The 12,901-nt window shown below is 44.1% G+C and carries 21 protein-coding genes and 1 pseudogene; 14 read left to right on the plus strand and 8 right to left on the minus strand.

The window, feature by feature from the left end; genetic code table 11:
• Nucleotides 1–9 precede the first annotated feature (9 nt).
• Genes KQI64_RS05950 through KQI64_RS05960 form a run of 3 tightly spaced genes read left to right on the plus strand, consistent with a single transcriptional unit; the run spans nt 10 to nt 2,115 of the window.
• On the plus strand, nt 10–867 hold the full coding sequence (locus KQI64_RS05950) for an aldo/keto reductase (RefSeq protein ID WP_216523802.1): 858 nt from the start codon (nt 10–12) through the stop codon (nt 865–867).
• Between the two features lies 1 nt (nt 868).
• The gene (locus KQI64_RS05955) at nt 869–1,537 is read left to right on the plus strand and encodes a cytochrome b/b6 domain-containing protein (RefSeq protein WP_216523803.1); all 669 of its coding nucleotides are present in this window, start codon (nt 869–871) and stop codon (nt 1,535–1,537) included.
• Entirely contained in the window at nt 1,534–2,115 is a 582-nt protein-coding gene (locus tag KQI64_RS05960; protein ID WP_216523804.1) for a flavin reductase family protein, read from the plus strand. Before KQI64_RS05955 ends, KQI64_RS05960 begins: the two co-directional genes overlap by 4 nt.
• A 56-nt stretch (nt 2,116–2,171) precedes the next feature.
• Here the strand turns inward: KQI64_RS05960 and KQI64_RS05965 are convergent, their stop codons facing one another.
• The gene (locus tag KQI64_RS05965) at nt 2,172–2,528 is read right to left on the minus strand and encodes a TnpV protein (protein ID WP_216523805.1); all 357 of its coding nucleotides are present in this window, start codon (nt 2,526–2,528) and stop codon (nt 2,172–2,174) included.
• A gap of 3 nt (nt 2,529–2,531) precedes the next feature.
• Nucleotides 2,532–2,732: a hypothetical protein gene (locus KQI64_RS05970; protein ID WP_216523806.1), complete on the minus strand. Its 201-nt coding sequence runs from the start codon at nt 2,730–2,732 to the stop codon at nt 2,532–2,534.
• 108 nt (nt 2,733–2,840) lie between these two features.
• On the opposite strand from KQI64_RS05970, the gene KQI64_RS05975 reads away from it, so the two are divergent.
• The 8 genes from KQI64_RS05975 to KQI64_RS06010 all read left to right on the plus strand — a co-directional run bounded on the left by KQI64_RS05975 (nt 2,841) and on the right by KQI64_RS06010 (nt 6,886).
• Nucleotides 2,841–3,002 (plus strand): Arc family DNA-binding protein, encoded by a 162-nt coding sequence (locus KQI64_RS05975; protein WP_216523807.1) that lies wholly within the window; start codon nt 2,841–2,843, stop codon nt 3,000–3,002.
• A gap of 181 nt (nt 3,003–3,183) precedes the next feature.
• On the plus strand, nt 3,184–3,735 hold the full coding sequence (locus KQI64_RS05980) for a TetR/AcrR family transcriptional regulator C-terminal domain-containing protein (protein WP_216523808.1): 552 nt from the start codon (nt 3,184–3,186) through the stop codon (nt 3,733–3,735).
• Between the two features lie 155 nt (nt 3,736–3,890).
• A complete protein-coding gene (locus KQI64_RS05985; protein ID WP_216523809.1) occupies nt 3,891–4,352 on the plus strand; it encodes a ferritin-like domain-containing protein in 462 nt (153 codons plus the stop codon).
• A gap of 27 nt (nt 4,353–4,379) precedes the next feature.
• Nucleotides 4,380–4,772, plus strand: a complete 393-nt coding sequence (locus KQI64_RS05990) for a pyridoxamine 5'-phosphate oxidase family protein (protein ID WP_216523822.1) — start codon at nt 4,380–4,382, stop codon at nt 4,770–4,772.
• 10 nt (nt 4,773–4,782) lie between these two features.
• Entirely contained in the window at nt 4,783–4,965 is a 183-nt protein-coding gene (locus tag KQI64_RS05995; protein WP_216523810.1) for a transcriptional regulator, read from the plus strand.
• A 75-nt stretch (nt 4,966–5,040) separates the two neighbouring features.
• Entirely contained in the window at nt 5,041–5,349 is a 309-nt protein-coding gene (locus KQI64_RS06000) for an FAD-dependent oxidoreductase (protein ID WP_216523811.1), read from the plus strand.
• Between the two features lie 133 nt (nt 5,350–5,482).
• On the plus strand, nt 5,483–6,241 hold the full coding sequence (locus tag KQI64_RS06005; RefSeq protein WP_216523812.1) for an EFR1 family ferrodoxin: 759 nt from the start codon (nt 5,483–5,485) through the stop codon (nt 6,239–6,241).
• Nucleotides 6,242–6,250: 9 nt separating this feature from the next.
• Nucleotides 6,251–6,886 (plus strand): flavodoxin family protein, encoded by a 636-nt coding sequence (locus KQI64_RS06010; RefSeq protein ID WP_216523813.1) that lies wholly within the window; start codon nt 6,251–6,253, stop codon nt 6,884–6,886.
• Between the two features lie 218 nt (nt 6,887–7,104).
• On the opposite strand, the gene KQI64_RS06015 is transcribed toward KQI64_RS06010, so the two are convergent.
• Both KQI64_RS06015 and KQI64_RS06020 read right to left on the minus strand, forming a co-directional pair.
• Complete coding sequence (locus KQI64_RS06015; RefSeq protein WP_253289200.1) at nt 7,105–8,340, minus strand: transposase; 1,236 nt, start codon at nt 8,338–8,340, stop codon at nt 7,105–7,107.
• Between the two features lie 150 nt (nt 8,341–8,490).
• Nucleotides 8,491–8,634 carry a hypothetical protein gene (locus KQI64_RS06020; protein ID WP_216523814.1) on the minus strand — a complete coding sequence of 48 codons (144 nt, stop codon included), beginning with the start codon at nt 8,632–8,634 and terminating at the stop codon, nt 8,491–8,493.
• Nucleotides 8,635–8,860: 226 nt separating this feature from the next.
• Between KQI64_RS06020 and KQI64_RS06025 the strand changes: the two genes are divergently transcribed.
• From KQI64_RS06025 to KQI64_RS06035, 3 genes are all read left to right on the plus strand, one after another.
• On the plus strand, nt 8,861–9,754 hold the full coding sequence (locus KQI64_RS06025) for a Fic family protein (protein WP_216523815.1): 894 nt from the start codon (nt 8,861–8,863) through the stop codon (nt 9,752–9,754).
• A 91-nt stretch (nt 9,755–9,845) separates the two neighbouring features.
• Nucleotides 9,846–10,133 (plus strand): nucleotidyltransferase family protein, encoded by a 288-nt coding sequence (locus KQI64_RS06030; RefSeq protein WP_216523816.1) that lies wholly within the window; start codon nt 9,846–9,848, stop codon nt 10,131–10,133.
• Nucleotides 10,120–10,533 (plus strand): HI0074 family nucleotidyltransferase substrate-binding subunit, encoded by a 414-nt coding sequence (locus tag KQI64_RS06035; RefSeq protein ID WP_216523817.1) that lies wholly within the window; start codon nt 10,120–10,122, stop codon nt 10,531–10,533. Before KQI64_RS06030 ends, KQI64_RS06035 begins: the two co-directional genes overlap by 14 nt.
• Nucleotides 10,534–10,823: 290 nt before the next feature.
• On the opposite strand, the gene KQI64_RS06040 is transcribed toward KQI64_RS06035, so the two are convergent.
• The 4 genes and pseudogenes from KQI64_RS06040 to KQI64_RS06055 all read right to left on the minus strand — a co-directional run.
• Nucleotides 10,824–10,979 carry a hypothetical protein gene (locus KQI64_RS06040; RefSeq protein WP_216523818.1) on the minus strand — a complete coding sequence of 52 codons (156 nt, stop codon included), beginning with the start codon at nt 10,977–10,979 and terminating at the stop codon, nt 10,824–10,826.
• A 158-nt stretch (nt 10,980–11,137) separates the two neighbouring features.
• Nucleotides 11,138–11,455, minus strand: a pseudogene (locus KQI64_RS10760) (plasmid mobilization protein).
• Nucleotides 11,456–11,651: 196 nt separating this feature from the next.
• The gene (locus tag KQI64_RS06050; protein WP_216523824.1) at nt 11,652–11,927 is read right to left on the minus strand and encodes a hypothetical protein; all 276 of its coding nucleotides are present in this window, start codon (nt 11,925–11,927) and stop codon (nt 11,652–11,654) included.
• A partial coding sequence (locus KQI64_RS06055; protein ID WP_216523820.1) for an AAA family ATPase occupies nt 11,857–12,901 on the minus strand: 1,045 nt, incomplete at its 5' end. The genes KQI64_RS06055 and KQI64_RS06050, both read right to left, overlap by 71 nt.

The following is a 12,901-nucleotide window of genomic DNA, read 5'->3' on the forward strand; positions in this document are numbered from 1 at the left end:
AGAATTACTATGAAGTATATTACATTAAACGACGGCAATAAAATCCCCGCGATCGGGTTCGGCACCTTTCAGATTCCACCCGACGGAAGCACCTACGAAGCGGTCAAGACCGCGCTCTCGCTCGGCATACGTCACATTGATACGGCGGTCGCTTACTTTAATGAGCAGGAGGTTGGTCAGGCTGTTAAGGACAGCGGTATTCCTCGTGAGGAAATCTGGATCACAAGTAAAATGTGGCTTCAGGATTTCGCGTATGAGGACGCAAAGAAGTCAATAGACACATCGCTTAAAAGGCTCGGGACAGACTATATGGACTTGTATCTCATTCATCAGCCCTACGGAAAAGTTGACGAAGCGTGGCGAGCGATGGAAGAAGCGAAGAAGGCAGGCAAAATCAGATCTATCGGCGTAAGCAATATGACACCGAAAATCTGGAACAGCTTTGCTCCCGGTTTTGATACAATGCCCTCTGTAAATCAGGTCGAGTTCAACCCGTATTGTCAGCAAAAGGAGCTGCGTAAGATCCTCGCCGAAAACGATGTGAAGCTCGAAGCATGGGCTCCGCTCGGTCAGGGCAGAGCTGATTTGCTTACTAATCCCGTAATCACTGAAAATGCAGAGAAATACGGAAAGAACGCCGGTCAGGTGATTCTCCGCTTTGAAAATCAGGAAGGTATTATCATATTCCCGAAATCCACAAAGCCCGAGCGTATCAAGAGCAATATGGAAATCTTTGATTTTGAGCTGACCGAGGACGAGATGAACGCTATCCGCGCGCTCGATACAGGTAAAGGCAATCACGATCCCGACGCACCGGGTGTGGGCGAATGGCTCCTCAGCGCTTTTGATATTCACGAAAATGAATAAGATGAAAATAAGAAAAACGGCTAACACTGTCATTGACATATTGATGACGGTGTTAATGCCGCTTTTGATGGCATATTCGCTGATTGGCGAGGAATTCCACGAGATCGTCGGCTCGGTTATCTTTGTGCTGTTCATCGTCCACCATCTGCTCCACTTGAAATGGTGGAAAGCGATCCCACGCGGCAAATATAATCCCTACCGGGTATTCATCACAGTATTTAATATCATTCTGTTGATTGTGATGTTTTTACAGCCGTTGACAGGAATTGCCCTTTCAAAGCACATCTATACTTTTTTACAGCTAAAAGGTGTAGCTGCAACAGCGAGAACAATTCATATAATTTGTGCTTACTGGTGCTATGTGCTGCTGAGCCTGCATCTCGGACTGCATACCGAGCAGATAATCCGACCGTTGAAAAGCAAAAAGAGCTTTGATGTAATGAAGTGGAGCGGACGCGCAGTGTTTATTCTGATCGCCGCATACGGAATCTATGTATTTATCAAAAGAGGTTTTTGGGGATATATGAGTGGCAGGACGATGTTCGCGTTTTTTGATTTCAGCGAATCGAGAGTGTTGTTCATCGCCGACTATTTAGCGGTGATGACTTTATTTGCCGTCATTGGCAATTATCTAAGCAAATTATTGAAACTCAGGAGGAAAACAAAATGAAAAAAGATTTAGGCTCAATGCCCGCTTTATACCCGATGCCCGTGCTGATGGTAGCGGCTTATGATGAAAACGGAGTGCCCTGTGTGATGAACACGGCTTGGGGTACGATTTGTGGTATGGATAAAATCGCCCTCATTATCAGCGAAGGTCACAAGACTACGCAGAATATAAGGGTCAGCAAAGCGTTCACCGTCGCGCTTGCGGACAAGGCTCATATGGCTGAGGCGGACTTCTTCGGTATCGCCACCGGTAACAAGATGCCTGATAAGTTTGAAAAGTCGGGCTGTCACGCGACAAAGAGCAAGTTCGTCAACGCTCCGGTCGTTGAAGAGTTCCCCTTAACAATGGAGTGCGAGCTCGCCGAGATAGTTGAAACAGAACATCTCCACGCGGTAGTCGGCACAATCGTCAATGTCTGCGCTGATGGAAAAGTCCTTGACGACAACGGCAAAGTTAATCCCGAAAAGCTGAACGCATTGATCTTCGATCAGTTCCAAAGCGGCTATTACGTCAGCGGCGAAAAAGTCGGCAAGGCTTGGAACGCGGGCAAAGAAATGATGAAATCCGCACAAAGTTAATAACCTAACTATACCAAAGCCCGACAGTCACTCTCAGTATGACTGTCGGGCTAACTTTATGTGTATATTAAATCATTGTTCACAATTTCTACTGCACGATTACGGATATTGTTCATTTTCCGCACCCACAGCATTTGGTTTTCTGCTTTGAGCAGTTCCGTCACGCCTTCACACTCCGCAAGTTGTTTGACAAGCCTATCGAACATCTCGGTTGCTTCTTCATCAATATCGGCGAGATAGGTGGTGAGCTTACAACTCGTCAACAGATTGGTATATATAATAGGGTGATGTTGCTTGATATACCGCAAATGCCGCTTACCCCAAATTCCGATTTCAACTTTTGGTTGTTCAGGTAACTTCAGATCAGGCAGTAAATAATCACCCTGTTGTGTGTATGTAATCTTTGTAGCCATAACTCAGACCTCCTTTATCTTGATTCTCTTGACTTTGGCTTTTGTATGAATAGCAGAAGAAAATAGGCTGTCAAAATCTCCCATCGCTCCCGTGTAGAATATCTCACAGCCTTGTTGTATAGCTGATTCTATTGCTTGATCAAGTTTATCACTTATATTTTCAAACACATTTCTGTGTCCAAAACCGCAACACGCTTTCTTCATATCCGCCTCATTAGATATATATTAGATATATTATGTGCCTACATCTAACATTGTACCACATAATAGGCATAAAATAAAGCCATAATAAATACGAAACGAGGTTTATTTATGGCTGTTAAGAGTTTATCTATACGAATTGATGAAGAAATGCTCAACAAATTACACGTTGTCGCTGACTATGAAGGTCGCTCGGCAAATAGTCAGATTTTGATTCTGATTCGTGACGCGATTGAGAAGTATGAAGAAAAGCACGGGAAGATTGAAATATAATAGAAAGCACTTGGTTGTTTATTTTAACAATTGAGTGCTTATTTAATGTGAGTATAATAGTTTTTTGGGTGGTGTGAATTATATGTACAGTAGCATTAAGGGCTAATAGCCTTGGTTTTATTGATTTTTTCTTATATTAAGTTTATAATTAAGTTATGTTTTTATGTAAGAGGTAAACTGTATGAAGAAAAAGTCAACTAAGGAACTGTTAGCGGAATCTTTTCTGGAGCTGGCAGAAAAGAAGCCTATCAATAAAATAACCATTGCGAATATCGTGAAGAACTGCGAGGTAACTCAGCCTACATTTTACCGATATTTTAAAGACAAGTACGATATGATCGCGTGGATATACGCAAGGCTTGCCGGTCAATTTATCGGAAAAATCGGTCAGAATGGATATGTATGGAAGGATACGCTTTTGGACGGTATGAGGTTTTATGCCGAAAACCGTGAGTTTATGGTGAACGCATTAAAGCACACCGGCGGGCGCGAATCGTTTATGTTCCAGATGTCCGAAATGAATATTGAGTTCATAAAAAACGAAATAAAGAAAAAGCTCGGAATTGAAAATTGTCCTGAGGATTTGATCTCCGTCACAAAGATATATTGCTACGGTACGAATCAGTATCTGTATGAATGGCTTACAGAGAAATCGGACGTATCTTTTGAACAGGCAGCGCAGTTTATGGAGAAGAGTATGCCCGATATTTTGAGACCGTTTTTGTGTGAGTAAAAAAACTTTATAATTTGGCAAATTTATAAAGTTATGTTATAAAAATCATAAATTATAACGTGACTTGAGGCGGATTTTCGGTTAATATATAGTTGTGCACAACAAGACACAGCACAGCAATAATCTACTAAATAAAAAATCAGGAGGTTTTTATTATGACATTAGAAGAAAAGATTAAGATGCTCAATGATTATGCAATGGCTTGGTATTCCAGCTCGCAGGCTGATTATATCCATGAGGCAACCTTCCGTGCGCAGGGCTTTGGAAAGTTCGCAGATTTATGCAAAGGAGAAGCTGAGGAGGAGCTGGAGGAAGCAAAAAAATGCACAGAAAGAGTCGTTGCCCTTGGCGGCAAACCTGTGTTTGGATGCTTTGAACAGCCGATTTTTAGTGAAATTAAGGATCTCCTGAAGGACTGGGACGACGGCTTTAAGGAGCAGCAGGGCGTTGAAGAGCTCGAAAAGATTGCTGCTTCCCTCACAGATGACTCCATCACCAGAAAGCTGGTAGAAAGCTTTGTTGAGTGTGAGTCAGAGCATAGGGCTTGGGTGGCAAAACATCTGGGCATTATCGAAAGAATCGGCTACGAAAACTATCTGATCGAGCAGCTCGGCTAATAAGAGGGAGAAACAGTCATGAATGGTATTGAGAGAGTTTATCAGTTTTTAGATGAGGTTCATACCTACTATCTCGCTACTGTTGAGGGCGTCCAGCCGAGAGTAAGGGCGTTTGGCACAGCACTCCTGTATGATGGAAAACTGTACATTCAGACCGGCAAGGTCAAGCCCGTTTCCAAGCAAATCGCCGCAAATCCGAAGGTGGAGATATGCGCTTTCAAGGGCGGCAAGTGGCTGCGTATCGCTGGAGAGCTTGTCAATGATGACAACCGTGACGTCAAGGTTGCCATGCTTGATAAAATGCCGTCATTAAAGCCGATGTACAGCGCTGACGATGATAATATGCAGATGCTGTATTTCAAGAACGCGACAGCTACCTTCAGCTCGTTTACCGAAGAGCCTGAAGTGATTCAGTTTTAAGGAGAATATCATGAACGAAAAAGAAATGATCTTAGAAGCGATGAAAAAGGCAGGCGTTCCGCTGAACGCTGGCAAGGTCGCGGAGCTGACCGGTCTTGACCGTAAGGTCGTAGACAAGGCTTTCGCCGCTATGAAAAAGGACGGTACCATTGTGTCTCCCGTAAGATGCAAGTGGGAACCCGCTGAGAAATAAACTTTACTTAAGGCTGGCGTTGCGCAGTAAGCATACGTCAGCCTTTTTTCTAAAAAGATGAAAAGGAGTAACATTATGTATGATGTGATTTTTATAGGAAGCGGTCACGCCGCATGGCACGCTGTTGTAACGATGGCACTTGCGGGAAAGAAAGTGGCGGTAGTTGAGAAGGATTTACCGGGCGGAGCTTGCCCGAATTACGGCTGTGACGCGAAAATTCTTCTTGACGGTCCGTTTGAGTATCTGGAAGGCTTGGAAAGATATAAGGGTTTGTGTATTGACCAAAACGGCAGTATCGACTGGAAAAAGCTGATGAACTACAAAAAAGAGGTGATCGGCGTATTCCCAAGGGCTTCGCGTCCTTCGGTCTTGGTATCTCGCTGATTCACGCGATTGAGCCGGTCAGCGTGATTATGGACAGACTGATGCGCGGCGTTGAAGCTGCGGCAAAATAACAACGGAAAGATAAGGCTGTCAAATCTGTGACAGCTTTATTTGAAATAAAGAGGTAAATTCTATGACAATTTGTTATTTCAGCGCTACGGGCAACTGCCTGTATGTTGCGAAAAGAATCGGCGGTACGCTGCTTTCGATTCCTCAGCTGATGAAGCAGAACGATATTGAAATCACTGATGACGCAGTTGGAATTGTCGCGCCTGTCTATGCCGTTGAAATGCCTATGATGGTAAAGGATTTTCTGTCAAAGGCAAAAATCAAAACGGATTATTTTTTCTTTGTCTATACCTACGGTATGGGCTACGCCGCGGCGTTCGCTCATGTTGAGCAAGTGTGCCGTGAAAAGGGGTTGAAGCTCAGCTATATCAACGCTATTCAAATGGTGGATAACTATCTGCCCGGTTTTGAAATGCAGAATCAGATTGACACCCTTCCGAAGAAGAACGTGGAAGGACAAATCAAAAAGCTCCTCTCGGATATTGCGAGCAGAGTTGAAACGCCTGTTAAAATCACCGCTGCGGACAAAGCGCAGATGGCTATGTATCAGAAAATGCTCGCAAAGCTGATTTTGTGCAAGGATACCGCGCAGGGATATATTGTTACCGACAACTGCACCCGCTGCGGTATTTGCGCGAAGGTATGTCCTGCCGACAATATCACGGTCACGGATAAGGTGCGTTTTGCAAATCGCTGTGAGGTGTGCTACGCCTGCCTGCATAACTGTCCGCAGAACGCGATTCATATGAAAAACGAGAAAAGCGAGGTGCGTTTCCGCAATGAAAATATCTCGCTGAAGGATATTATCGAAGCGAATGAGTAGGAGGATTATGTGAGCAAAAAAATCGTAGCAGTCAACGCGGGACCTCGTAAGGGATGGAACACTGATATGCTGATTAATGAAGCGATTAAAGGCGCAAAGTCGGCAGGAGCCGAGGTCGAGAAATTTAATTTATTCCGCTTGGAGCGGTACACAGGTTGTATCTCCTGTTTCGGTTGCAAGAAAGAAAAGTTTAAGGGGCATTGTATTTGCCGTGACGGATTAACGCCTGTGCTGGATGCAATCAGAGAATCTGACGGCGTGATTATAGGCTCTCCGAATTATCTCGGAGATATGACGGCTTCCTTCCGCGCGTTGTATGAACGCCTGATTTTTCAGAATCTGACCTACAAAGCCGGAACACCCTGCTGCAATCAAAGGCGTATTTCCGTGTTGCTTATTATGACGAGCAACGCGCCCGATACAGCGTATATGGGGCTTCTGCAAAATTATCAAAACGTATTTAATCGCTTTGTCGGACCGACAAAAATTTTCGTCAGCGGAAACACACTCCAGTTGAAGGACTACAGTAAAACAGATTGGGAGTGGTCAATCTTTAACCCCGAACAAAAGAAGCTGCGCCACGAAACGGTGTTCCCAAAAGAATGTAAAAAAGTTTATAATCTCGGAGTAGAATTAGTATTATAACTATTTATAAAATGCTTCTTATAGTTCTTATTAAAACGTAACATAAAGCATTTATTTTATTATAGTCTTGTAAATACTAAGATATAGTGAAAAGCAAAACGAACACACTTCAAGCGATAAATAATGAAAGAAATCAGAAACAATCTTAATAAGGTACACCTGAGTAAGCCATACGCCCAAAACGCACAGCGACTGTTAAAAATATGGAAGAATAAAGTTTAAGCGATTCTTTTCACGCTTTTCAGGCAGCGAACAGAGTAATCGGAATGAGTGACGGTTGCGGCGATTGCGACAGCCAGCAAAGCGATATGCGCAAGAGTGTTGAGATTTTGAACGGCGATTAGGCTATGAACCCAAGCGCGCTCCTGCCCGGTTTGTTTAAAACGCGCGTTGTATCGCTCCGCTTCCGTTCTCAGAGCATAAATCTTTTTGAAAGAAACACAATCTCTGTCAATAGATAGACGATAATCATTTGGAATTGTTATGTATTTGAAACAGCCGCGGTTTTTCTTGCCGTTGTTCCAGTTTTTGTGGTTGCAAGGACAGCAAGCGGTTTTGGACTGCCTGAACGGACAGCAGTATTTCTGTCTGGTTCTTCCGTTGTCTGTCGTTTTACCGTCCTTGTTCATAGCAAGCCCTGCGTCGCAAAGAAGACGACCGGAAGGCAGCTTATCAGGATTTTTCGTATTTCGTTTGTTAATAGGAATGCAGCACTCACCTTCGTAAACATCTTTGACTGTATTGTAGATTTTCTTCACATCATAGGCTTTGTCACCGATAAAGGTGCATTCCTTTAGTGATAAAAAGTGATTTGTCTTTTCAAGAACATCCAGAGTGACCGTGCTGTCGGCAACATCGGCGGTGGTTGTCATTTCATAGATCGGCAGTCCGGTGATGCAATCAACAAGGATATGGTTTTTGTAACCCCAGTAGAACTCGTAATTCTTCTCATCATGCTGATTAGAGGCGGTGTGAACACCAAGTTTGCAGTCTTTATCCGAAGCAGGCTGATTCTCGGGTTTGAACTTGTCTTTCTTAAAAGATTTGGGGTTGTTTTGGGAAGTGTTTGCGGAGATAGGTGTTGAATCCAGCGCAATAAAAGATGTGTCTAAAACACCTAAGTCAAACAGCTTCTTAACTTGAGTTTGCATAACAAGCTGTAAAAGCTCATTTTTATTCTTCTTAATGAAACGCTCTAATGTCCAGTAGGACGGCAGGGGTTTCATAATATTAAAACCGCAATAATGCGCGATCAAAAGATTGTTTTGGAGATAATCCAAAAGATCTGTAACACAGGAAAAGCACTCGCACTTCATCACAACAAACGCCCGAACTTTAGCATGGTCGGAATAACCTTTACGACCTGTAGAAGCAATGTATTCAGGCAACACGGATAAATCCAAGTTATCGAACAGTACGCGATAAAAATTTGCTTTTGGTTGTGATGTGAACAAAGAGATGTCCTGTAAAATTTCTTGGCGATAGATAACAGCCAGCCCCTTTCGTTGGTTTTTGCTACAACATAATTATACGATATTTGGCTGGCTGTTTCTATATTTTTGAGTGATAAAACAAATTATTATCTGAGAAAAGCTCACTGTTTATCAGGTTTTTTGAGTTTTGCTCAGGGCTACTAAGATAAGTAATGGAGGCGATAGAATAACGGCGAACGGCTGACGGATCAGCGCGTAAGCAAAGCAAACACCGATCGTTCCTGCCGCTAATCTATTTATTATTTTTGTTCTCATATACGCCACCTCCTGTGGTATTGCCTGTATTCTACAAGGCAAACCTAATATGAACTTAAAATAAAAAAGCTGTTCTCCGTCAAAGAGAACAACTTCTTGACTAATCTTTTTCTCTATGCTTTACTACACCCAACAAAGAATAATCATATAAATATCGGCAATAACTGATATAATTATTTTCTTGATAATTTGCCGATAGTGTGGTATAATATTATAGGTGATGATTATGAAATATATGACTGTTTTCGAAATGGCAAAGCGATGGAATATTTCTGAGCGAACCGTGCGTAACTACTGCGCGCAGGGAAAGATAAACGGAGCATTTATTCAGGGAAAGACGTGGTATATTCCCGAGAATGCCAGTAATCCGCGCAAAGAACCAAAGCCTTCCAAGCATATCTCTCCGCTTCTGATAGAATTGAGAGAAGAAAAAGCAAGCGGGCTACACGGCGGAATCTATCATAAAACCCAAATTGAGCTGACCTATAATTCCAACCACATCGAGGGCAGCAGGCTTACACACGATCAGACGAGCTATATCTTTGAGACCAATACGATCGGCATAGAAAACACGGCGGTCAATGTGGATGACATCGTTGAAACGGCTAACCACTTCAAGTGCATTGACATGGTGATCGACAACGCAAGCCGCAAGCTGAATGAACACTTTATCAAGCAGCTTCACTTCACACTGAAAAGCGGAACGAGCAACAGCCGCAAGGATTGGTTCGCAGTTGGAGAATACAAGAAGCGCCCGAATGAGGTCGGCGGCAAGACAACCGCTTTGCCCGAGGAGGTTGCGGACAAAATGAAACAGCTCCTTTCCGATTACAACGCGCAAGCGGAAAAGAGCTTTGACGAGCTGTTGGATTTTCACTATCAATTCGAGCGCATCCACCCGTTCCAGGACGGAAACGGCAGAGTCGGAAGGCTGATTTTGTTCAAGGAATGTCTGCGCAACAATATCGTGCCGTTTATCATCGACGATGATTTGAAGCTGTTTTATTACCGAGGACTGAACGAGTGGACAAATGAAAAAGGCTATCTCCGCGACACCTGCCTTACCGCGCAGGATAGGTTTAAAGAGTATTTGAAATATTTCAGAATCGATTTTGAGTAATATTGGATTCATTTATCTTCTTTTCTGTCTTGAAAGACGAAACACATTATGCTACAATGAACTCAGTAAACACGGTGGGAGGCGGTTTAGAGTGGACAGTATTCCCAAAAGAATAACAAAAGACATCTCGGCATTCGCCGAAAAGCACGGTGTTCAAAAAATCATTCTGTTCGGTTCCCGCGCAAGAGGCACTCATACGGAAAGAAGCGATATTGATATCGCGGTCAGCGGAGGCGATTTTGACGCATTTTATTGGGATGTCAAGGAAAATACCCACTCACTTCTGACGTTTGACATCGTGAATTTGGATGACAATATTTCGGATGATTTGAAAGAGGAAATCGCAAAGGACGGTGTGACGATTTATGAAAAAACTTGATAATTTTTCCAACTGTCTGGATATATTAAAAAACGCTGATTTTGAATTCGCAAACAATGATGATATTTACAGAACCGGCGTTATCGGTCAATTCAATCTGACTTTTGAGTTAGCTTGGAAAGCGCTTCAAGCCGTTCTGCGGCTTCACGGCGCTCAGGGAGCGGAGACCGGATCACCCCGCGAGATTTTGCAGCTCGGGTACAAGCTCGGCTTCGTTAATGATTCCGCCGTTTGGCTTCTGATGCTCAAAAAGCGCAATACCTCTGTACATATTTATGACGAGGACGAGGTTGACGAATTGCTCCTGTTGATCCGTGACAGTTTCATTCCCGCGCTGATCGATCTAAGGGATACGCTTCACGCAAAGCTCGCGGAAACGGAAGAAGATTGGAACTCGTAAAACCTCTTGACTAACCCGTTTCTCTATGCTATACTCTCAAAAACCGCATGGGATCGGGAAAAAATAGGTTTCACCGAACAGGTATGACCCTCAGGTCCATGTGAAAGCAATTTCATGCAGGTTCAAGTCCTGTTACCTGCACCAAGCGAAGATAATCCGAACCTTCTCCCTGTTGGAGACGGGTTCGGATTTGTCTTTTTCTACGCTTATCCGAATTTCAACAGTAAGATTGACAGATATAGGAATTAACATTTCAAGGCAGAGAGTACACCGCTCCCTGTCTTGTTTTCTTATGCAACCTTCTCAGTGTCCTTTTTCTGCTGTAACCATTCTTCGTATTCTTTTTGTCCTTCTTCGGTTTCAAAGAATGCGATAATGTCATCGGCAAACGCTCTTGCGAGTGCTTGCAGTTCGTGCTTGGGTATTTCATTGTTTTTGGATGCCATAGGGCATCACAACTTATGCTTTTTCCGATCGACCTCCTTATTCTTGTGAAATAATTGTTGAATAGATTATGATTTTCATTCCTGCATACAGTAGTTGATGACCGCTCGCATTGCGAACCTGTTTTGTCGATGTTCGGGAATATACATGACGGTTGCCATCAGCTGTCATCTCCCGTCAAGTTGAGTATCGCGTCATAGATTTTGCGCTGACCTTCGATAACAGAATTGAAGTTGCCGAAGAAGAACCTTTTTGAATTCACTTTCCGCGCGATTTGATTGATGTTTTTACCGATACGCTTCAGCTCTACAAGCACCTCTGACAAGTCCGTTACCTTAATTTCTGTGTTGCGTGAACACGCTATCAGGTAGTCCGTTTAAGTCATCTGTGCCTGCGTTGCTTTGGCTGTAATCTCTTTCTTTTCTGCCGGTGTTAACCGAATTGATAGTGTTTGATTTCGTTTTCTATTTGCCGTAATTGTTACCTCCGTGGATTATATAAAAGTGGGTTCCGGGCTCCTGCCCGGCTTTTTGCGTTTGGCGGACAGCCGGGCGCTCTGCTTGCCGCCGCAGACGAGTCTGCGCTAAAACCCGCGTATGATACCCGTTTTAAGCCTGTTTTTGATACTTGATTTTTTCTCGCTTTTGATACCCGCGCAAAAGAACGCGGTTTATTCATCTTGTTTTGATTAGCGGCGACAACGCGCCGACATTCGCCCAAATCCGCGCGTGTTTCTCCGTCGGCTTGTTTTCCGACCTTCTGTGGAAAAGCCCACACAGGGGTACACACGGCACGGTAACGCTGTCGGACGGTTCGGACAGCAAGGACGGCAAAATCCCCTGCGGGCATTTGCCGTACCTGCTGTACTTGCCGTACTTTTCAGCGATTGTCAGTCGGTGGGTCGTAGCAGATATCGATACAGCGGTCGTTGTTCCGTTTGCAGTCCTCAAAGGTGACGCCGTTTTCCTCAAGCTCCGACCGGTGCTTTTTCATCATCTTTTTCATGACGTTGGTATGGATTTCGATTCCGGAATAGCTTTTGAACTCTTCCATGAATTCAGCGTTGCTGCCCGAGAATGCAGATTTCTCTTTCATCATCTCAACAAGCTTTTGCATCGGTCTCGGGAGCAGCGTTTCCGGATTTTCCGCGCTGTCGGAAATGAAACTCCACGTACAGGTTTCCTTCTCGAAGCGAACATCGATTTCCCGATACTCGATATCACGCCCCGTGCAGAAGAGAGTAGCGTCCGCGGAAAAGCGTTTGCTCTTTTTCAAAACAAACAGCGTGTCGGCGCAGCCTGCCAAGCCGTTGCTGCCCGACATCATATTGAACGGGTCTTCGTCCTCTTTCTTTCGCACGTGATGTACAAGGAGAATCGCGATACCCAATTCACCCGCCAGCGATTTCAAAATCTCTGTCTCTGCATAATCTACGCCATAGTTGATTTCCGTTGTCGTGCGTATCTTCTGGAAGATATCGATTGCGACCAAAACCGTGTCGGGGTGCTCCGCAACGAAGTTACGAATCTGATCCTCCAAGCCATCACCGATTGTCAGACAGTTGATAGAGAAATGTACATTGGGCGGTACGTCCTCCGTGACCGACAGTAGACGGTCTTGCAGACGCGTGTTGGAGTCCTCCAAGCTGAGATAGAGGGTTGTGCCTTTTGTGGTCGGAAAATTCCAGATGTTTTCACCTTTCGCTATCCTGACGCACCAGTCAAGCACCATCCATGATTTTCCGATCTTCATGGAGCCGTTCAGCATCGCAAGCCCCTGTGGGAGCAGGTCTTTGATAACATACTTGATCGGCGGCAAGTCCATCTCTGCCAGTGTTACTCCATCGAGGGTTTGAAGCACCTTTGGCATTGAATCTAAATCCAAGCAATAATTTTCACACATGATTTTTACCTTCTTTCTGTTT

This window comes from Lachnoclostridium sp. MSJ-17 (genome assembly GCF_018918205.1).
Taxonomy (GTDB): Bacteria; Bacillota; Clostridia; order Oscillospirales; family Acutalibacteraceae; genus Ruminococcoides.

Bases quoted from the DNA above. Each gene is read 5' to 3' on its own strand.
- KQI64_RS05950 (WP_216523802.1), top strand. From the start codon at position 10: ATGAAGTATATTACATTAAACGACGGCAATAAAATCCCCGCGATCGGG.
- KQI64_RS05955 (WP_216523803.1), top strand. From the start codon at position 869: ATGAAAATAAGAAAAACGGCTAACACTGTCATTGACATATTGATGACG.
- KQI64_RS05960 (WP_216523804.1), top strand. From the start codon at position 1,534: ATGAAAAAAGATTTAGGCTCAATGCCCGCTTTATACCCGATGCCCGTG.
- KQI64_RS05965 (WP_216523805.1), bottom strand. From the start codon at position 2,528: ATGGCTACAAAGATTACATACACACAACAGGGTGATTATTTACTGCCT.
- KQI64_RS05970 (WP_216523806.1), bottom strand. From the start codon at position 2,732: ATGAAGAAAGCGTGTTGCGGTTTTGGACACAGAAATGTGTTTGAAAAT.
- KQI64_RS05975 (WP_216523807.1), top strand. From the start codon at position 2,841: ATGGCTGTTAAGAGTTTATCTATACGAATTGATGAAGAAATGCTCAAC.
- KQI64_RS05980 (WP_216523808.1), top strand. From the start codon at position 3,184: ATGAAGAAAAAGTCAACTAAGGAACTGTTAGCGGAATCTTTTCTGGAG.
- KQI64_RS05985 (WP_216523809.1), top strand. From the start codon at position 3,891: ATGACATTAGAAGAAAAGATTAAGATGCTCAATGATTATGCAATGGCT.
- KQI64_RS05995 (WP_216523810.1), top strand. From the start codon at position 4,783: ATGAACGAAAAAGAAATGATCTTAGAAGCGATGAAAAAGGCAGGCGTT.
- KQI64_RS06000 (WP_216523811.1), top strand. From the start codon at position 5,041: ATGTATGATGTGATTTTTATAGGAAGCGGTCACGCCGCATGGCACGCT.
- KQI64_RS06005 (WP_216523812.1), top strand. From the start codon at position 5,483: ATGACAATTTGTTATTTCAGCGCTACGGGCAACTGCCTGTATGTTGCG.
- KQI64_RS06020 (WP_216523814.1), bottom strand. From the start codon at position 8,634: ATGAGAACAAAAATAATAAATAGATTAGCGGCAGGAACGATCGGTGTT.
- KQI64_RS06025 (WP_216523815.1), top strand. From the start codon at position 8,861: ATGAAATATATGACTGTTTTCGAAATGGCAAAGCGATGGAATATTTCT.
- KQI64_RS06035 (WP_216523817.1), top strand. From the start codon at position 10,120: ATGAAAAAACTTGATAATTTTTCCAACTGTCTGGATATATTAAAAAAC.
- KQI64_RS06040 (WP_216523818.1), bottom strand. From the start codon at position 10,979: ATGGCATCCAAAAACAATGAAATACCCAAGCACGAACTGCAAGCACTC.